This is a genomic window from Capnocytophaga felis, assembly GCF_009684755.1.
Taxonomy (GTDB): Bacteria; Bacteroidota; Bacteroidia; order Flavobacteriales; family Flavobacteriaceae; genus Capnocytophaga; species Capnocytophaga felis.
In genome coordinates this window covers 65,662-84,755 of the sequence record NZ_BLBC01000011.1, presented here as the reverse complement: position 1 = coordinate 84,755, position 19,094 = coordinate 65,662, and the positions used below count along the sequence as shown (strand labels likewise).

Sequence of the window (19,094 nt, the reverse complement as noted above, 5' to 3'; positions counted from 1 at the left end):
TTTATTCTATTTTTGCCCCTGAAAATTTGATGTATTTTAAAGATGAAAAAAGGCTGTTTGGAGGAGCAAGTGAAAGTTTCCTAACATTCGGAAAGAAGTAAGAATTAGATTTTTAAAATAAATTCAAAATATAATGAAGAAAATATTTTACACTATCATTTTTTGTTTGCCGTTTTTGGGGCATAGTCAATCAACTGAGTTGAAGAAACAGTTTGGTATAGAGGCTTCTATTCTTTCTTTGGGAGCATCATATGAATTACCTGTTTCTACCAATATTTTAGCAGAGTTTTCTGCAGGAATGGGAGCTGCAAATATAAAGGACTACGGGCTTTCAATGGGAGTAAATTTCGGAGAATACACACCTTATACCAAAATTGGGCTAAGACGTTATTACAACAGAGATAACCGAGTGCGAAAAGGGAAAGATATTTCCTATAACAGGGGTAATTTTGTTGGAATACAAAACAAAATTTTATACGGCAATGATGCTTTAAACGCTGTAACAATGATAAATGAGTTACATTGGGGGATACAAACCGAAATTGCTAAAAATTTACTTTTCAGTTTTCACGTAGGTTTGGGACATTATTACAGAAAATCGGATGTAAGAACAGATAGTAATAATTATTACAGCCCTATAGCTCCGACATTAGGCTTAAAAATTGAATATATACTATTTTAATTTTAGCTCGGAAGTAAATTCTTTATTTCTATAATAAAAAACTTTATCAAGGTTATTGCTTTGATAAAGTTTTTTTGTTTTTAATACATAATATAACTGCTTTTATTATTTTCTGAAAGTTAGAAAACTATGTTTTGAGTATATTTTATATTTTCTAATAGTCAGAAAATTATTTTAATCGATAAAAATTTGTTTCTGTTTATTTTTTATGTGTATAAATATGTATTTGTAAATTTTTTAAAGTAAAAATTGTATATATTCTTTGTGTTTGTAAAAGTTATATTGTTTTTTATTTCACAAACAGATTTTTTTGGATAAATGTATATTCATATCGGCTTTAACTTCCAATAAAATTTGTCTTGGCATAATGGTTGCCTGAGTGTGGTTTCACTCACGGAAATTTATCCTTAATCTGGTGTGTATTTTTTCTTGAAAATTCCGAAATCCGACGGAAAAAACTTGCTATTTTTCAAATTTAATTCTAAATTTGTACATTTAATAATCAAAATTGATTTACATACAATTATGAATACAGAAAAATTTGAACTGCGTCATATCGGGATTGCTCAAAATGACGTTCCGCAGATGCTCAGCGTAATTGGTGCTGATAGTTTAGACCAATTAATTGACCAAACCATTCCTAAACATATTCGTCTGCAATCGCCCCTAAATTTGCCAAAAGGCATTAGCGAATATCAATTCCTGCAACACGTAGGCGAATTGGCAGCTAAGAATAAAGTTTTCAAATCTTACATCGGGTTGGGGTACAATGAAGCAATTACGCCTTCGGTAATCAAACGAAACATTTTTGAGAATCCGGGTTGGTACACAGCCTACACGCCATATCAGGCTGAAATTGCACAAGGGCGATTGGAAGCTCTCCTTAATTATCAAACCGTTATCCTCGACCTTACAGGAATGGAAATTGCCAACGCTTCTCTTTTAGATGAAGGAACTGCCGCTGCCGAAGCTATGGCAATGCTACTTGATTTACGCTCTCGCGAACAGAAAAAAAATAACGTTAATAAATTCTTTGTTTCTGAAACCATTCTGCCACAAACGCTTTCCGTATTACAAACCCGAGCCACTCCCTTCGGTATTGAGTTAGTGGTTGGTAATCACCAGACTATCAATTTAGACGAAAGCTATTTTGGGGCTATCGTTCAATATCCTTCGGGAACGGACGGGGAGGTTCACAATTACGCCGATTTTGTAGCCAAAGCTCACGATTTGGATATAAAAGTGGTTGTGGCAGCTGATTTGTTGAGTTTGGTTCTGTTGGAAGCTCCTGCAAAATTCGGTGCCGATGTGGTGGTGGGAACTTCGCAACGTTTTGGTATTCCGTTGGGCTACGGAGGTCCGCACGCTGGTTATTTTGCCACACGCGATGAGTACAAACGTTCCATTCCGGGGCGTATTATCGGGGTAACTATTGATGCGGACGGAAATCCGGCTTTACGAATGGCACTTCAAACCCGTGAACAACACATCAAACGCGATAAAGCAACGTCCAACATCTGTACGGCTCAGGTGCTGCTGGCAGTAATGGCGGGAATGTACGCCGTTTATCACGGACCAAAAGGTTTGGAATTTATCGCCGGTAAAGTACATAATGCAACTGTAACTTTGAAAAATAATTTGGAAAAATTAGGTTTCCAAATAAATAATAAAAATTTCTTCGATACGCTTTCAGTAAAGGCAAATGCTGAGAAAATCAAAGCAGTAGCCGAAGCAAACAAAATTAATTTCTATTATCCGAATGCGGAAACGGTGAATATTTCACTTAACGAAACCGTTGGGGTAGAGGAGGTTAATGCTATTTTAGCAATATTTGCTGAGGTGGCAGGTAAGCAAAAAGTGGTTTTAATTTCTTTGGAAGAAAAGAACGCTATTCCGGCAGAATTGCGTCGTCAAACCGAATTTTTAACTGCTCCGGTGTTCAATTCGTATCACAGCGAAACAGATATGATGCGTTATATCAAGAAGTTAGAAAGAAAAGACCTTTCTTTGAATCACTCGATGATTTCGCTCGGTTCTTGTACGATGAAACTCAACGCCGCAACCGAAATGCTTCCTTTGAGTATGGCTCAGTGGGCAAATATTCACCCGTTTGTACCTAAAAATCAAGCAGAAGGCTATCACCAAATGCTTACCGAACTTGAAAAATCACTTTCTGTAATTACCGGATTTGCAGCCACATCGCTTCAACCTAATTCGGGAGCTAACGGAGAGTATGCCGGCTTGATGGTTATCCGTCAGTATCATATTTCTAACGGCGAAGGTCATCGGAATATTTGCTTGATTCCTTCATCGGCTCACGGAACGAATCCGGCTTCGGCTGCAATGGCAGGAATGCAAGTGGTGGTTACCAAAACGGACGAAAAAGGAAACATCGACGTTGCAGACTTGAAGGAAAAAGCTGAAAAACATAAAGATAACTTGGCTGCGGTGATGATTACTTATCCATCAACGCACGGTGTGTTTGAGTCGTCTATCGTTGAAATTATTGATATTATCCATAAAAACGGCGGACAAGTATATATGGATGGGGCAAATATGAACGCTCAGGTGGGGCTTACCAATCCGGGAACTATTGGGGCGGACGTTTGCCACTTAAACTTGCACAAAACCTTTGCCATTCCGCACGGAGGAGGCGGACCGGGTGTGGGACCTATCTGCGTTGCCAAGCATTTGGCTCCGTTCCTGCCAACTAACCCGATTGTAGCCACAGGCGGAAGCGAAGCCATTACGGCGATTTCTTCGGCTCCTTTCGGAAGTGCGTATGTCTGCTTAATTTCTTATGCATACATCAAAATGTTAGGAAGCGAAGGCTTAACAAATGCAACGAGATTTGCCATTTTGAACGCAAACTATCTGAAAGAAAGTTTGAAAAAACATTACGAAATTCTTTATACGGGAGAACAAGGCAGAGCTGCTCACGAAATGATATTGGATTGCCGTCCGTTTAAACAAAATGGGATTGAGGCTATCGATATTGCCAAACGTTTGATGGACTACGGCTTCCACGCACCAACGCTTTCTTTCCCGGTGGCAGGAACGCTGATGGTGGAACCTACTGAAAGTGAGAGTAAAGCTCAATTGGATTTGTTCATTGATGCGATGATTTCTATCCGTAGAGAAATTGAGGAAGCCACACCAACTGATGAAACTAACGTGCTGAAAGAGGCTCCGCATACCCAAGCGATGCTCACTGCCGATACGTGGAACTTGCCATATAGCCGACAAAAGGCAGCTTTTCCGTTAGAATCTATCGCTGAAAATAAATTTTGGCCAACTGTCCGTAGGGTAAACGATGCTCACGGTGACCGAAACCTAATTTGCTCTTGTGCACCCATTGAAAGTTATATGTAAAAGTTAGAAAAATCTCATACATTACAGAAATCTCTCAGCTAAAAGTAAATATCTTTTTTATGCTGAGAGATTTTATTTTGTGTATATTGATTGGTTTTTTTGATATTTGTGGCTTTGTAGTTCAGAGAAAAGTTGTATCTTTGTAAACTATTATTTTTTAGAACAGCATAAGGAAAAATTATGAGTGAAGAGTTAAACAAAAATCAATATTCAGCGGATAATATTCAATCATTAGAAGGAATGGAACACGTGCGGATGCGTCCGTCAATGTACATTGGAGATGTGGGACCACGTGGTTTGCATCACTTGGTGTATGAGGTGTTGGATAATTCCATTGATGAGGCGTTAGCTGGGTATTGTGACACTATTTCCGTAACCATTAATGCAGATAATTCAATTACAGTTGAAGATAATGGACGTGGAATTCCAGTAGATATTCACAAAAAAGAAGGAGTTTCAGCTTTAGAGGTAGTTATGACTAAAATAGGAGCTGGAGGTAAATTTGATAAAGGTTCTTATAAAGTTTCGGGAGGATTGCACGGAGTGGGAGTATCGTGTGTGAACGCACTTTCACAACATCTAACGGCGACTGTTTGTCGTGAAGGAAAGGTGTATCAGCAAGAATATCAACGAGGGAAGGCTTTATATCCGGTAAAGCAAATTGGAGATACTGATAAGAGAGGAACTACGGTTACTTTCCATCCGGATGAAGAAATATTTCAGCAAACTACTGAATATAAATATGATACTTTAGCTGCACGTATTCGTGAATTAGCTTTTTTGAATAAAGGAATAACCATCACGTTAACAGATTTACGTAATAAAGATGAAAAAGGCGAGTACATTTGTGAAAAATTTTATTCAGAAAATGGGCTTACGGAATTTGTTAAGTATTTGGATGCAAGCAGACCTTCAATCATTTCTCACGTAATCTCTATGGAAGGTGAGAAAGCGGGAATTCCTGTGGAAGTAGCAATGATTTATAATGATTCATACAACGAGAATTTGTATTCGTATGTGAATAATATCAACACTTCGGAAGGAGGAACGCATTTGCAAGGTTTCCGTATGGGACTTACAAGAACTTTGAAATCATATGCCGATAAGTCAGGATTATTGGAAAAAGCCAGTAAAGATAAAAAGAATCCGATTGAGATAGTTGGTGATGATTTCCGCGAGGGACTTACAGCGATTATTTCCGTGAAAGTAGCTGAACCTCAGTTTGAAGGACAAACCAAAACAAAACTTGGTAACCGAGAGGTTACGGCGGCTGTTTCGCAGGCTGTGGCGGATATGCTTGAAGCTTATTTGGAGGAAAACCCCAATGACGCGAAAACTATTGTAGAAAAGGTTATTTTGGCTGCACAAGCCCGTCAGGCTGCGAAGAAAGCTCGTGAAATGGTACAACGCAAAACGGTGATGAGCAGTGGCGGGTTACCGGGAAAACTTTCGGATTGTTCAGAGCAAGACCCTGAAAAATGCGAATTGTTCCTTGTGGAGGGAGACTCTGCGGGCGGAACTGCAAAAAGCGGACGTGATAAAAACTATCAGGCAATTCTTCCGCTTAAAGGTAAGATTTTGAATGTTGAAAAAACAACTTTTGTTAAAGTTCTTGATAACGAAGAGATTAATAATATTTATAGTGCTTTAGGGGTTTATTATGACCCTGAGATAAAAGCCTTGAATTTGGAGAAATTACGTTATCATAAAGTTGTGATTATGTGTGATGCCGATGTTGATGGTTCGCATATCACGACGCTAATTCTGACTTTCTTCTTCCGTTATATGCGTGAATTGATAGAAAATGGATACGTTTATATTGCAACGCCACCGCTTTATTTGGTGAAGAAAGGAAATAGAAAAGAATATGCGTGGAATGATAAACAGCGTGATAAACTAAGCGAGGAATTTGGCGGAGGAACAAATGTTCAGCGTTATAAAGGTTTGGGAGAGATGAATGCCGACCAGCTTTGGGAAACTACAATGAATCCTGAACATCGCACACTTCGTCAGGTAACCATTGAAAATGCCAGTGAAGCTGATAGAATATTTTCAATGTTGATGGGAGATGAAGTTCCACCACGAAGAGAATTTATTGAAAAAAATGCTAAATATGCAAAAATTGATGCATAATAGCTTAAAATATAAACCCCACTATATAGTGGGGTTTTCTCTTATTAAGAAGGTTATAAATAAAAAAAGAGAGAGCTTTTTAAGCCCTCTCTTTTAAGTTAAACAGTACGCTAAAACAAATTCTTCCTGAACGTTCAAAAATGAAACGTTGTAAACAGAATCTTCAATTTTGATTTTTGTTTTAGTGTCATTTGGAAAGAAGTCCTTAACTAAAATGTGATTTGCTGTAATTCCGGGTTTTCCGTGCATTTTGTAACCAGCTTCTTTAGCAGACCAAATCATAGTTAGTTTTTGAAGAACATTGTGAGCAGAAAATGATGCATTACGGTAATTCCATTGCGTGAATTTATCCGCAACATTGATGATTTTCTCTCTCTTTTTTTCAATGTCCACCCCAACTTGGCGTTCTCCAATGATAAGAGCAACCATATCAAATGAATGACTGATAGAAATATTTTTTCCGTCTTTCAAGAAAGGTTTTCCTTTTTCATCATAGAATAAATCTTCTGGTGTGTATCCTAAAGAGCTTAAAATTTCACGAACAACTAAGAAATTCTTCTTCCCTGTTTCAAATTTGATGGAATCGTATCTCACTTGATGAATCCCCGTCAAATCAGCCCTTTCGATTAAATCACTAAGCGACTCTGTCACTTTCCAAACATAAAGACGAGTTTTCTCATCTACATTAATAGTCTCAAATAACGGCATAATTAATCATCTCTTTTTTAACGGACGCAAAATTACTCAATTTTTTTGTTGAAAACAATAGCATATTATCATTTCTACTTTGTGAAATCATATTGAAAAGATAAAAATTAACAAAATAATATTGTTAAGATACAAGGTTAAAAAGGCTAAGAATTATTTGTTTTTAATAAAATAGACTTGTTAATGAGGTTAAAAATAGTTAATTTTTGTGGATTGCAGGTAGAGCGGAAAGCCTAAGTTTTGAAGTGAAAATTAACACAAATGATAGAAATTTTTATGATTTATGGAAGAAGATTTTTTCTGTCAAAAGAAAAGAAATCAAAAAAATCTTTGTAAGAATGGTGTTTTTCTTACAAAGATTTTAAGATATTTAGTTACTTTAATAAGTTTATATTACTTGTACATCACTTTTTTCACTGCTTTAACCACATCGTTAGCGTTAGGCAACCATTCTTCTAACAAAGCAGGAGAGTAAGGAGCAGGAACGTCAGCTGTTGTAATTCGCTGAATTGGAGCATCTAAGTAGTCAAAAATATTTTCTTGAACTTGGTACGTAATCTCTGAAGAAACACTTGCAAAAGGCCAAGCTTCTTCTAAAATAACCAAACGATTTGTTTTCTTAACAGATTCGAAGATAGTTTTGGTATCCATTGGGCGAACAGTACGCAAATCGATGATTTCACATTCAATTCCTTCTTTAGCCAAAGCTTCAGCGGCAGAGAACGCTTCTTTGATGATTTTTCCGAAAGAAACGATAGTAACGTCTTTTCCTTCGCGTTTTACGTCAGCAACCCCTAATGGCAAAGTGTATTCTCCTTCAGGAACTTCTCCTTTATCGCCATACATTTGCTCAGATTCCATAAAAATAACAGGGTCGTTATCACGAATTGCCGATTTTAATAAACCTTTAGCGTCGTACGGATTTGAAGGAACAACTACTTTAAGTCCGGGACAGTTTGCAAACCAATTTTCGAAAGCTTGAGAGTGTGTAGCTGCCAATTGCCCTGCAGAAGCAGTAGGACCACGGAAAACAATCGGGATGTTGATTTGTCCACCTGACATTTGACGAATTTTGGCTGCATTATTGATAATTTGGTCAATCCCAACCAAAGAAAAGTTGAATGTCATAAATTCAACAATTGGGCGATTTCCGTTCATTGCGGCACCAACCGAAATTCCTGCAAAGCCCAACTCAGCGATAGGGGTGTCAATCACACGTTTAGGTCCAAATTCATCTAACATACCTTTGGAGGCTTTGTAGGCTCCGTTGTATTCGGCAACTTCTTCTCCCATTAGGTAAATTGATTCATCGCGACGCATTTCCTCGCTCATAGCCTCGCAGATAGCTTCTCTGAATTGTATCGTTCTCATTTCTTATGAATATATTTTTATATCGTATGTAAAATTAAATCACAAAAATACATATAATTATTGAATTTCATATTTTTTTGAGGAATATAATCAAAATATATTTATGTTTTATCTTTTATGATATTGAAAAACAGTAGTTTGTTTTCTTTTGTAAAGATTTAATTTTTTACGAAATTTAATTTTTTGAGTTTTCATTTTTCATTGTTCGCCCTTTTCATTACTTTTGCCCTATGATGCAGAAAAACATTAATATCCTTAATAAAAGAGCTAAGTTTGAATACGAGATATTGGATAAGTATCTTGCTGGGATTGTGCTTGTTGGAACAGAAATTAAATCCATACGGTTGGGAAAAGCCTCAATTGCGGAAAGTTTCTGTGAGTTCAATGAAAAGGGCGAGCTATTTGTCATCAATATGAATATTGAAGAATACGCTCACGGCACTCATTACAATCACAAACCCAAAAGCGAACGCAAACTTTTGCTTCAAAAGCGAGAACTTAAAAAACTTCATAAAGAGGTAAAAACTACGGGATTAACGATAGTTCCGCTACGGCTTTTCATCAATGAAAAAGGCTTGGCAAAGGTGGAAATAGCTTTGGTAAGAGGTAAAAAACTATACGACAAACGCGAAACCATCAAGGAACGAGACAATAAACGTAATTTGGACAGAATCAAGAAAATGCGATAATCTCGTTTTTCTTTTTCTTACTTGAAAAAAGCCTCGTACTGCATCACCCGAAAGTCGATTGTAGAGAAATTTGGGTGTTGTTTTTTTAACTTTTTATATAACGGAATGCTCCCCACAGCTCTGTTTGCCGACCCCGACGGAGCGGTGAGCGATACAGTTTTTATAATCCGTTTGTGAAAAGAAAATTCGTGAATGCGAGGAGTTTCCTCCGAGAGTAATTTCATCGTTATGCCTTTGCATTTTAGGTATTTACGGAAGAAATATTCAGGCGAGTTTTGACTACTTCCGCCCGTGAAAAGAAGCATTTCTATCGACGGAAAAGCTTCCAAATATCTGAAAAAATCCCTCAGAACAACATCTTGCATTCCCAAATCAGAAGCATCAATCTTGGTTCTTCGACAACTTTCTATAATATCACAAATCCCGATTTTATTTTCCGAAAGAAATTTTTTACGTTGATGTACAGCTTCTTGCGTATTTTCAAAAAGAAAATCGGTTTGAAAGATAATTCCCAAAATTTTCCACAACTGCCCGTCTCTGCTTCCGTAGCAAAAATCCACATCATCGGGTTTTAGAAGTCCGTATCCCGAAAAACGAGGTGGAGGCAACGTACCTACAATCAGTTTGGTAGTTCCCTCAGGAATAAACGGTGGATACGGATGTGCGTGAAGGAATTTTTCAGACATTTTTTTAAATTGTAGGGGCGAAAAATATTCCGTCCTTTAGTATTCGATGTTTATTTTAGTCAAAAAATGTTTTGCCCCTACGTGATTTTGTAAATTATTCGTTAGGCGTTTGGTTTTTATTATTGTTTCTGCGTTTTATGGCAATGTTGGTAGCATCAATGGCTTGAGCCACCGCATTGGCAAGCGAACTATATTGGGCAGGATTGGCGATTTTCATTGCGATAAGATACGGAATGAGCTTCCCGTTGATGGCATTGAGCAATGGTCTTTTCAGCGATGAGGCAGAAGGGGCGTCTTTCTGTTCCGAAAGTGTTTTTTCATACTCGGCACGGATTTGAGTAAAGGAAGTTTGTGCGGTACGAAGTTGCGAAATGATTTCTTTTATACCCTGAAGCGACGTGATTGCCTGCTCCAATTCGGGGGCAGACAAATCCTGCAACAATGATTCAATGAGCGATGACTCAATAGCGTACGCCTCTTTCGTGATTTTCACCCCATATTTGGAGAAAACAGCATAGAGCTTTTCGGCATTTTCTTTCAGCTGAGCCACAGGCAAGACGCGATAACCGAGCAATGCCGTGTTGAGCGAACGCACCAAATTATCTCTGTGCAGGTCGGCATCTTCCTGTTTGGAGAACGCTATGTCGCGTTTGATGGCTTCGGTAATTTGTTGTGAAAGCGTTTCGATTTCGGTAAAAGTAGCTTTCAGAAAAGCCTCTTCTTGCAAGGCAGTTTCTTTTCGGTACAGCACCAAAAGTCGTTCGGAAACATCATCGATTTCGGTGGTGCGAACGTGTGAATGTAATCTCTTCATAGCGCGTAAATGTGTTAAAGTTAATAATTTATTTTTTACAAAGGTAAGAAATAATTTCACTTATTAACTTGTTTCAGGAAGTTTTTTGTGTGTCATTGTTCTTTGATAAATAACACTTAATGCAAATGCCCAAGGCTTGGAGACGTGTGTTTTTTGGCTTTAGGCAATTGTCCAAAGCTTCAGAACACTTGTTTTCTGCTTTTGAGCATTTGCCCCAAACCTTCTTACGCGTGTTTTTTGGCTTTAGGCAATTGCCCAAAGCTTCAGAACGCTTGTTTTCTCACTTTGGGCATTTGACTGCATATTTAAAACTGTTGTTGCTGATGTAGGGGCAAATTACAATTTTCCTGAAATAGTATATCATTATATAATGATTGAAAAAACACCTTTCTCCCATAATGGATTTTTCTTTTTTGACACTAAGCCAAAGAGGATATGCCAGCAGGTATTTTATTTTGACTCAAAAAAAGGCAGCAAATACCTGTTTGCTGCCTTTTTGATTTTTCTTTTTAGGTAAGAAGAAATAGTTATATTGTTTTATTAAAATTTGTAACCAACTCCTGCTGAGATGCTTCGGGTTGCAGCAGGCATAATGCCTCCCCACGAAGCGTGACGGAAGGTAAAGTACTTGTGGTCAAATAAATTCAGTCCGTTGAGGTTAAAATTCCAATTGTTTAATTGATAGTTTAGCGTGGCGTTGAAGACTTGATAACGTGGAATACTTCCCACATTGCCATTTGCCGAAGCAATTTCTGTATTTTTAGCATCAGAGAATTGCGTGCTAATAAAATTAGCGTACGCATTGGTTACTAACGTTCCGTTACCCAATGGGAATTGATATTTCACACCTGCCATCGCCACGTACCGAGGTGCATATGGCACACGATTGCCTTTATTTTCCCCTTCTTCGATGGTGGCTCGTTGAATGGCTCCGCTTGCATAGAGTTTTAATCCTTCAATCGGGTAGAGACTTCCGTTAAGTTCAATACCACGATGCAAGGTTTTTCCTCCGTTGTTTAAAAGTCCGCCTTCTCTAAAAATTTTATTATTGAAATTCAGTAAGTAAGCTGTGGCTTCCATCTCAAACCAATGTGCGGGTTGTATCCGAACGCCAATTTCATAATTATTCGATTTTTCAGTATCTAAATCACCTTTGGTTTCAAGTGCATCGCGATAACGGGGCATTTGGTATCCTTTGGAATAAACGGCATAGATTCGGTACTTGTCTGAAAACTTGTAGAATAAGCCAAGTGAGTAAATGAAAGCGTTTTCTTTTTTATTATCTGTCCAATTTCCGTTTACGTAATTCTTTTGCGAATAGCCAGCTTGGGTGTACCGCAAAGCCGGATTGATGTAAAATTTGTCAGAGATGTGAAATTCGTCAAAGACGTAGGCTTCCATCACATTGATTGAGTTGGTGATGTTTGAGGCAGTGCTTCCGCCTTTTGTTCCAAATAGAGCTGGGTCTTTAATATTTACAGTATTATTCATTGTCATATCACCGTGCAAGCGAATACCGACCAGCAATTTGTTTTTCTTTCCGAATAAGGAATTTGTTCGTTCATAATCAGAGAAAAGCCCAATAACGGGGACATCGCGAAGCACTCCCTGAAAAACACGTTTTGAAGCATCTGCATTGCGATTATCAAACCACCAGTCACGTTTGAAGTATCCACCGTAAAGTGCTGTGGTAAGGCTATTTGTTTCATTTAAACTTCTTTTGTATGAAACTGAACCGCTGAATCGCATTATTTGCATAAAATCGTGCGGATTTACCGATTGTGTAGGGTCGGCATCCCATTGTGCTTGTGAGAGACCACCAGGGGTTTGCGAGTCTTCTTCAAAGGCATTAAAGAAGAAAGTAAGTTCATCTTTTTCAGAGAGTTTTCCACCTAAGTTAAGTGTGAGGTCATTGGTGTAAAACTTACTGCGTGAACTTCTAAATCCATCACCTTGCCGGCGATGTAGCCCCACATAATAGTTAAAATTTCCGTTGGCATTAGTACCTGAGGTTTCTATGCCTAAATTTAATTGGTTGTGACTTCCATATCGAAGTGAAAGATTGGTATATGGGGTAAGGCTTCCTTTTTTGGTAATGATATTGACTACCCCGCCGATGCTTCCGCTTCCATAAAGTGCGGGTGAAGCTCCTTTGATAACTTCAACGCTTTCAATAGCTCCGATGGGCATCATATAATATCCAGCCATATCGGAATAACTTTGCCCAATGGGTATTTTTCCGTCGATAACTACAAGGGTATTGCCGTTTCGGTTGGGTTCCAGCCCGCGAAGCCCGATGCCGGGGCGCAATCCGCGTCCGTCTTCATCGGTATAATTAGCTCCGGGAATAAGACGAATGGCATCGCCAACGGTAGGCAGAGCAAGTTCTTTAATTTGAGAGGAAGAAACAATATTGACCGTTCCGGCAAAGTTTTTCACTTCTCGCTTAGCACCAGTAGAGGTGATGGTTACCTCGTCAAGCTCTTCCGTGTTAGGCATCATCGTAACGGAAATGCTTTCTTGCCTCTGCACTGAAATTTCACGGGTTTTATATCCTAAATATTTAAAAATTAATACAGATTCAGCGGGTATTTCAATAGAAAAATGCCCTTGCAAGTCAGTTTGTGTGCCTTTATGAGTCTTTCCTTTGAGTATCACGGCAACACCCACCATCGGATTTCCGTTTTCATCGGTTACCTTACCGTTAACGCGAATTTCATCAGATTGTATGCGGATATTCATTTTGTTTGCAACAGATAAGCGATTCCCTGTCGAGGCAAACCCCATTATGAAACTACTTGCTGTAAGAATACCAAGTAGTATTTTTGTGCTAATTGATTTACGATTCATAAGTAATTGTTTACATTAAAAGTTTTGACGGGGCAAAAGTATTACTTTCCATAGAAAACATAAAATTTATTTAGACTTTTTTTAAATAGAAGCTTAAAACATTGTGGTTTAGGTTCTTTTGATGGTGGTTTTTTGGCAAGGATATTTGTTTTTAATACAAGGGTACATCGCAATTCATCTAAAACATATGTTTTTAATGTAGGGGCAAAATATTTTTTGCTTATATATAATTTTTCACATAACAGTCGAAAAATCTTTACGCTCTTACGCATAGGCTATAAAAAAAGAGCGTATGCGATACGCCCTTTCTTTTAACTTTATCCTTTACACTTTTCTTTTTTCCTTACCCTCTTAGGTTTTTAAGGCTCTCCTGAATGGTTTCAATCTTCGCCAGTGCATCGGCTTGCTTTTTGCGTTCCATCTCCACCACTTTTTCGGGGGCGGAGCTGACAAATTTCTCGTTGGAAAGTTTTTTCTCCACCGAAGCCAAAAAGCCTTGCGTATATTTGAGTTCCTCTTCGAGTTTTTTGATTTCCTCTTCCACATTCACGCTTCCCGACAGCGGAATGAAGTACTCGTTGGACTTCACTCGGAACGAAATCGCTCCCTCTACCTTTTGGATAACATATTTCAGTTCGGACAAGTTGCCCAGCTTAGCGATAATCACATCGAAAGTTGTTGCCGTTTGTTCGTTGTTGAGTACCGAAAGGGGCATTTCCTCCTTAAACGGAATATTTTTCTCTTTTCGCACGGTTCTGATGCCCGAAATTACTTCGGCGGCGGTATCAAATTCGGCTAAAATCTGCTCATCGAACGAAGTTATTTCAGGATATTTTGCCACTACCAGAGCCTCCTGAGGTTTTCGTTCGGTGATATGTTGCCAGATTTCCTCCGTGATGAAAGGCATAAACGGATGCAACAATTTGAGGTTATCTTCAAAAATGGCAATAATTTCTGCAAACGTTTTTTGGTCAATCGGCTGTCCGTAAGCAGGTTTTACCATCTCCAAGAGCCACGAACAGAAGTCGTCCCACACCAATTTGTAGATTTTCATCAAGGCATCGGAGATTCTGTATTTTGCAAAATCGTCTTCGGTTTCGGCAAGTACTTTTTGGAATTTATTTCGGTACCATTCTATGGCAATTCGCTTGTTTTCAGACTGATTAGCTTCCGAAATTTCCCAACCTTTTACGAGTCGGAAGGCATTCCAAATCTTGTTGGCAAATCCGCTACCTTGCTGACAAAGTGCCTCATCGAAAAGTAAGTCATTTCCTGCTGCGGACGACAATAAAAGCCCCACACGAACGCCGTCCGCCCCAAAATCGTCAATGAGTTTCAACGCATCGGGTGAATTTCCAAGCGATTTGGACATTTTTCGCCCTTGCTTATCGCGAACAATCCCCGTGAAATAGACATTGGTAAAAGGTTTTTTCCCTTTGAATTCGTACCCTGCCATAATCATTCTCGCCACCCAGAAGAAAATAATATCAGGGCCTGTAACCAAATCGTTTGTAGGATAATAGTATTTGTATTCTTCGTTATCAGGGTTTAAAATGCCACCGAAAACGCTCATTGGCCACAACCACGAAGAGAACCAAGTATCCAAAGCGTCTTCGTCTTGACGAAGGTAAAATCCTCCTTTAACCTCTGCTAATATCGGGAACTTTTCAATAGCTAATTTTCGTGCTTCTTCCTCATTTTCTGCCACAACAAACTGCCTTTCCAATTCTTTTGGGAACTCCCCTCCTTCGGAGGGGTTGGGGGAGGATATATAGTATGCCGGAATTTGTTGTCCCCACCAAAGCTGACGCGAAATATTCCAATCGCGGATGTTTTCCATCCAATGGCGATAGGTATTTTCATATCTTTTTGGGAAGAAATGGATTTCTTCATTCTCCAAAACACTACTGATGGCAGGTTTTACGAGTTCTTCCATCTTTAAAAACCATTGGTCGAGCGGGCGTTGTTCAATTACCGCCCCCGTACGCTCCGAAGTACCGACTTTGTTCAGGTAATTTTCTACTTTTTCCAACAGATTTTTCTCTTCCAATTCTTTGGCGATTTCCTTACGCACCGCAAATCGGTCTTTCCCCTCATAATGCAATCCGTAGGCGTTGAGTTTTCCCTCATCGGTGAAGGCATCAATGATTTCCAACTTGTGTTTTTCACCGATTTCGTAGTCGTTTTTGTCGTGAGCAGGAGTGATTTTCAAAGCACCCGTTCCGAACTCAATATCCACATACTCGTCTTCAATAATTGGCACAACACGATTTACAATCGGCACGATTACTTTTTTGCCTTTCAGATGTTTGTAACGCTCATCGTTGGGGTTGATACAAACCGCTACATCGCCGAAAATCGTTTCAGGACGCGTGGTGGCTACCATCAAAAAATCTCCGTTCTGCGATGTTGAAGCGTTTTCATCAACGATATAATATTTAAGGTAAAAAAGTTTTCCGTTTTGTTCCTTATAAATTACTTCTTCATCGGAAAGGGTGGTTTTCGCTTGTGGGTCCCAATTGACCATTCGGTATCCGCGGTAGATATATCCTTTGTTATATAAATCGACAAATACCTTAATAACAGAGGCGTACATATCCTCATCGAGGGTAAATTTGGTTCTGTCCCAATCGCACGAACAACCCAATTTTTTGAGTTGCTCAAGGATGACGCCGCCGTATTGGTGCGTCCAATCCCACGCGTGTTTTAAGAATTCTTCACGGGAAAGGTCGGCTTTGTCAATGCCTTGTTCTTTGAGCTTTGCCACTACTTTGGCTTCGGTGGCAATAGAAGCGTGGTCGGTACCCGGCACCCAACAAGCATTGAAACCTTTTAGCCTTGCACGGCGGATAAGTACATCTTGAATTGTGTTATTGAGCATATGCCCCATATGCAAAATTCCCGTAACGTTTGGCGGGGGGATTACAATGGTGTAAGGTGTTCTTTCATCGGGAGTTGAGTGGAAGAAATTGTATTTCATCCAATACTCGTACCACTTGCTTTCTACCGAAGTAGGTAAATATTTTGACGGAATTTCCATAGTTTGGCTTGATTTTTGTTTCTTAATTTATTGTGCAAATATAAGATATTTGTTTATTTTGAAGAAAAAAATTAATTTTGCACCCTGATTTTTTATCTGATATATACATTTGAAAATCTTTAAGTAGGATTTAGAAAAATCTTAACGATGAAAACCTAAAGTTGGCATAATTGTTGAGAGTATATGAAAAAGAATATAAAACTAATTTAATTTTTATACCATGAAAAAGTTTTTAACATTTTTATTTGTAGCTACATTCGGGTTGATTTCTTACGCACAAGAAACTGCCGAGATCACTTTCAAAACTGAAGAAATTGATTACGGAAAAATAAAAGTAGGAAGTGATGGAGTTCGAGTTTTTGAATTTACAAATACCGGAAAAGCTCCGCTTGTAATTACAAATGTTGCGTCAAGTTGTGGTTGTACAGTGCCTTCTTGGACGAAAGAACCAATCGCTCCTGGAGCAAAAGGAAAAATTGAGGTGAAATACGATACAAAACGTGTTGGACCTATCAGTAAAACAGTAACGGTTACCTCTAATGCAAAACAAAATCCTGTTAAAGCATTGAGAATTAGAGGAGAAGTGCAGCAATAAATCCATAACTATTTTATATTTAATGAGAAATAAGCCATCGTAAAAAGGTGGCTTATTTCTTTTTTATGAATTTATTTCAATTATTCTTTATTATTTTGAAAAATATAAACTTCTGTTGCACCAACCCCATACTTGCTGTATTCGGCATCGTAGAATTTTACATTATATCGCCCTAAGAGATATTCCAATTCGGTACGCAGAACGCCTTCGCCCACACCGTGAATAAAAACGACGCGTTGTATTCGTTTTTCGATGGCAAACTCTAATTGCTTTCGGGCGGTTTCAATTTGAAGTGTAAGCATTTCGTGATTAGTCATATTTTTGGTAGAAGCTACCAATTGATGAATATGCAAATCAACTTCCATCGGAGGGATTTTTTTCTCTTTTTTGGAAATGACTTTTTTCTTTTTTTCGGCGTTTTTAAGAAGAGAATCATTATCCAAATCAAAGAAGTTAATTTTCAGGTTATTTTCCTTTTCGATTTTTACTACTTCCGATTTGTCAAATGAAAGTTCGAACCCTTCCCGAGTTAAAATAGTTATTTTGTCTTTGTTGATTTTAACTATTTTGCCCTGAATGGTGTCGTCTATAACTTCTACTAAATCATCAATTTCCATTTTTTTGATGCAAAAATCTTAGATGAAAAATAATTAATTCTCTGTTTTTTCTTTCTCCTCTGTGTTATTCTCCTCTTCTTTTGGAAAGATTCTCTCTTGAAAATCTTCTTCTCTTTTTGGAGGTAATGATTTTGAAATGGAATAAATACCAATCATCAGCAACATCATTCCTCCAATTAGTAAAAATTGGTCATACTGTTTGAACCAAAAACGAAGTGAAGCTACTAAAACTCCGAGAATTATGTAAATGTAGGCAGGTTTCATACTTTTTAGTTACTAATTCTTAAAATTTCTTTTGCAAGTTCAATCATTCGTGGTTCGCCAGTGTGTTTGTTAGGTTCGTCAGATAATTTTACAGTCGGAACCCACTCATTGTCACTGGTTAAAACTTCCGTTAATTTCATAACAATATTCATTGGTCGCAAACCTACATCATTAGTTAAATTGGTTCCGATACCAAATGAAATTCCTATTTTGCCTTTACACGCTTCTGTGATTAACTTCACTTTTTCGGTGTTTAATCCGTCTGAAAAGATGATGTATTTTGATAATGGATTGATTCCTAATTTTTTATAATGATTTATTGTTTTTTCTGCAAAAACAATCGGGTCACCACTATCGTGACGAACACCATCGAAAAGTTTGCTGAATTTTTTATCAAATTGCTTGAAGAAAACATCTGTTGTGTAAGTGTCTGAAAGAGCGATCCCTAAGTCTCCTCGATATACATCAACCCAATGTTCTAATGACATAGCGTTGGACATTTTGTAACCGTACTCGGCAGCGTGGAACATAAACCATTCGTGGGCGTGTGTTCCGATGGGCTTTACTTGATATTTCATCGCCATATGTACGTTGCTTGAGCCCGAAAAAATATATTTTTTTGATTTTGTCAGTGTTCGCATTACGATGTCGTGTACGTGGTAAGAATGTCTTCGTCGAGTGCCAAATTCAGCAAAAACAACACCAAATTCTTCGTAAAGTCTTACCTTTTCAATGGTGTTTTCCATAATTTGCTCGTCCGTCCATTGCTTAGCTTTGGTTAGTTTGTAATAAAGTTCGCTAATCATCGCAAGCAGAGGCACTTCCCACAAAATAGTACGATACCAAAGACCTTCAACTTCAACTTCTATATCACTTCCATTTTGTTTGATTTTTACTTCATTAGGGTCGTAACGATATCCTCCCAAAAAGTCAATATAAGCCGGATTTAAGTAGGGGCAATTAACCGTTAAAAATTCTTTTTCATCCTTTGTGAGTTTTAAATGAGCCATATCATTCACCGCCTGCTGCATCGCTTGGGCAAAACCTTCGGGAAACTCGTGTTTTCCTCGATTTATAAATTTGTAACGACCTTTTGTGTTAGGAAATAATTTCAAAACAGCACATTGCATCGTAAACTTATAAAAATCATTATCTAAAATGGAATTAAAAATTCGCTGATTTTCGTGTGACATAGTGTTCTAATAAAGAATGTTAAACATAAAGCAAAGATATGAAAAGAATTTATAAAAGCAAAAAGATTATAGCTGTTTCA

At 38.1% G+C, this 19,094-nt stretch carries 15 protein-coding genes; 6 read left to right on the top strand and 9 right to left on the bottom strand.

All coding sequences use genetic code 11. The annotated features are described in order from the left end of the window. The first annotated feature begins 133 nt into the window (after positions 1–133). The 3 genes from GN105_RS08910 (at position 134) to gyrB (ending at position 6,187) form a co-directional block, all read left to right on the top strand. Complete coding sequence (locus tag GN105_RS08910; RefSeq protein ID WP_155285054.1) at positions 134–682, top strand: hypothetical protein; 549 nt, start codon at positions 134–136, stop codon at positions 680–682. Positions 683–1,207: 525 nt separating this feature from the next. Further along, entirely contained in the window at positions 1,208–4,054 is a 2,847-nt protein-coding gene (gene gcvP, locus GN105_RS08905) for an aminomethyl-transferring glycine dehydrogenase (RefSeq protein ID WP_155285053.1), read from the top strand. A 180-nt stretch (positions 4,055–4,234) separates the two neighbouring features. After that, positions 4,235–6,187 (top strand): DNA topoisomerase (ATP-hydrolyzing) subunit B, encoded by a 1,953-nt coding sequence (gene gyrB / locus GN105_RS08900; protein WP_155285052.1) that lies wholly within the window; start codon positions 4,235–4,237, stop codon positions 6,185–6,187. A gap of 93 nt (positions 6,188–6,280) precedes the next feature. Here the strand turns inward: gyrB and GN105_RS08895 are convergent, their stop codons facing one another. Together GN105_RS08895 and GN105_RS08890 are read right to left on the bottom strand one after the other, a co-directional pair. Further along, the gene (locus GN105_RS08895; RefSeq protein WP_155285051.1) at positions 6,281–6,895 is read right to left on the bottom strand and encodes a 4'-phosphopantetheinyl transferase family protein; all 615 of its coding nucleotides are present in this window, start codon (positions 6,893–6,895) and stop codon (positions 6,281–6,283) included. A gap of 393 nt (positions 6,896–7,288) precedes the next feature. Beyond that, positions 7,289–8,266, bottom strand: a complete 978-nt coding sequence (locus GN105_RS08890; protein WP_155285050.1) for a pyruvate dehydrogenase complex E1 component subunit beta — start codon at positions 8,264–8,266, stop codon at positions 7,289–7,291. A gap of 230 nt (positions 8,267–8,496) precedes the next feature. On the opposite strand from GN105_RS08890, the gene smpB reads away from it, so the two are divergent. Next, complete coding sequence (gene smpB, locus GN105_RS08885; RefSeq protein ID WP_173014989.1) at positions 8,497–8,955, top strand: SsrA-binding protein SmpB; 459 nt, start codon at positions 8,497–8,499, stop codon at positions 8,953–8,955. Positions 8,956–8,972: 17 nt separating this feature from the next. On the opposite strand, the gene GN105_RS08880 is transcribed toward smpB, so the two are convergent. Continuing rightward, positions 8,973–9,641, bottom strand: coding sequence for a uracil-DNA glycosylase family protein (locus GN105_RS08880; protein ID WP_155285049.1), 669 nt, complete (start codon positions 9,639–9,641; stop codon positions 8,973–8,975). Between the two features lie 94 nt (positions 9,642–9,735). After that, the gene (locus tag GN105_RS08875) at positions 9,736–10,455 is read right to left on the bottom strand and encodes a DUF6261 family protein (RefSeq protein ID WP_155285048.1); all 720 of its coding nucleotides are present in this window, start codon (positions 10,453–10,455) and stop codon (positions 9,736–9,738) included. A 125-nt stretch (positions 10,456–10,580) separates the two neighbouring features. Here GN105_RS08875 and GN105_RS08870 point away from each other — a divergent pair, with 125 nt between their 5' ends. Beyond that, positions 10,581–10,784 carry a hypothetical protein gene (locus tag GN105_RS08870; protein ID WP_155285047.1) on the top strand — a complete coding sequence of 68 codons (204 nt, stop codon included), beginning with the start codon at positions 10,581–10,583 and terminating at the stop codon, positions 10,782–10,784. Between the two features lie 211 nt (positions 10,785–10,995). Here the strand turns inward: GN105_RS08870 and GN105_RS08865 are convergent, their stop codons facing one another. Together GN105_RS08865 and GN105_RS08860 are read right to left on the bottom strand one after the other, a co-directional pair. Further along, positions 10,996–13,305 carry a TonB-dependent receptor gene (locus GN105_RS08865; protein WP_227977352.1) on the bottom strand — a complete coding sequence of 770 codons (2,310 nt, stop codon included), beginning with the start codon at positions 13,303–13,305 and terminating at the stop codon, positions 10,996–10,998. Between the two features lie 343 nt (positions 13,306–13,648). Further along, positions 13,649–16,345: a valine--tRNA ligase gene (locus GN105_RS08860; RefSeq protein ID WP_155285046.1), complete on the bottom strand. Its 2,697-nt coding sequence runs from the start codon at positions 16,343–16,345 to the stop codon at positions 13,649–13,651. Positions 16,346–16,565: 220 nt separating this feature from the next. Here GN105_RS08860 and GN105_RS08855 point away from each other — a divergent pair, with 220 nt between their 5' ends. Next, entirely contained in the window at positions 16,566–16,940 is a 375-nt protein-coding gene (locus GN105_RS08855) for a DUF1573 domain-containing protein (RefSeq protein WP_095896629.1), read from the top strand. Between the two features lie 80 nt (positions 16,941–17,020). On the opposite strand, the gene GN105_RS08850 is transcribed toward GN105_RS08855, so the two are convergent. The 3 genes from GN105_RS08850 to pncB are packed head-to-tail and all read right to left on the bottom strand — an operon-like array spanning position 17,021 to position 19,014. Further along, on the bottom strand, positions 17,021–17,557 hold the full coding sequence (locus tag GN105_RS08850; RefSeq protein WP_155285045.1) for a DUF8465 domain-containing protein: 537 nt from the start codon (positions 17,555–17,557) through the stop codon (positions 17,021–17,023). 33 nt (positions 17,558–17,590) lie between these two features. Beyond that, positions 17,591–17,821, bottom strand: a complete 231-nt coding sequence (locus GN105_RS08845) for a hypothetical protein (RefSeq protein ID WP_155285044.1) — start codon at positions 17,819–17,821, stop codon at positions 17,591–17,593. A 5-nt stretch (positions 17,822–17,826) separates the two neighbouring features. Then, entirely contained in the window at positions 17,827–19,014 is a 1,188-nt protein-coding gene (gene pncB, locus GN105_RS08840; RefSeq protein WP_155285043.1) for a nicotinate phosphoribosyltransferase, read from the bottom strand. Between the last annotated feature and the right edge of the window lie 80 nt (positions 19,015–19,094).

What these genes read in the sequence shown, in the direction of transcription:
- GN105_RS08910 (WP_155285054.1), top strand. Translation starts at nt 134, where the DNA reads ATGAAGAAAATATTTTACACTATCATTTTTTGTTTGCCGTTTTTGGGG.
- gcvP (WP_155285053.1), top strand. Translation starts at nt 1,208, where the DNA reads ATGAATACAGAAAAATTTGAACTGCGTCATATCGGGATTGCTCAAAAT.
- gyrB (WP_155285052.1), top strand. Translation starts at nt 4,235, where the DNA reads ATGAGTGAAGAGTTAAACAAAAATCAATATTCAGCGGATAATATTCAA.
- GN105_RS08895 (WP_155285051.1), bottom strand. Translation starts at nt 6,895, where the DNA reads ATGCCGTTATTTGAGACTATTAATGTAGATGAGAAAACTCGTCTTTAT.
- GN105_RS08890 (WP_155285050.1), bottom strand. Translation starts at nt 8,266, where the DNA reads ATGAGAACGATACAATTCAGAGAAGCTATCTGCGAGGCTATGAGCGAG.
- smpB (WP_173014989.1), top strand. Translation starts at nt 8,497, where the DNA reads ATGATGCAGAAAAACATTAATATCCTTAATAAAAGAGCTAAGTTTGAA.
- GN105_RS08880 (WP_155285049.1), bottom strand. Translation starts at nt 9,641, where the DNA reads ATGTCTGAAAAATTCCTTCACGCACATCCGTATCCACCGTTTATTCCT.
- GN105_RS08875 (WP_155285048.1), bottom strand. Translation starts at nt 10,455, where the DNA reads ATGAAGAGATTACATTCACACGTTCGCACCACCGAAATCGATGATGTT.
- GN105_RS08870 (WP_155285047.1), top strand. Translation starts at nt 10,581, where the DNA reads ATGCCCAAGGCTTGGAGACGTGTGTTTTTTGGCTTTAGGCAATTGTCC.
- GN105_RS08865 (WP_227977352.1), bottom strand. Translation starts at nt 13,305, where the DNA reads ATGAATCGTAAATCAATTAGCACAAAAATACTACTTGGTATTCTTACA.
- GN105_RS08860 (WP_155285046.1), bottom strand. Translation starts at nt 16,345, where the DNA reads ATGGAAATTCCGTCAAAATATTTACCTACTTCGGTAGAAAGCAAGTGG.
- GN105_RS08855 (WP_095896629.1), top strand. Translation starts at nt 16,566, where the DNA reads ATGAAAAAGTTTTTAACATTTTTATTTGTAGCTACATTCGGGTTGATT.
- GN105_RS08850 (WP_155285045.1), bottom strand. Translation starts at nt 17,557, where the DNA reads ATGGAAATTGATGATTTAGTAGAAGTTATAGACGACACCATTCAGGGC.
- GN105_RS08845 (WP_155285044.1), bottom strand. Translation starts at nt 17,821, where the DNA reads ATGAAACCTGCCTACATTTACATAATTCTCGGAGTTTTAGTAGCTTCA.
- pncB (WP_155285043.1), bottom strand. Translation starts at nt 19,014, where the DNA reads ATGTCACACGAAAATCAGCGAATTTTTAATTCCATTTTAGATAATGAT.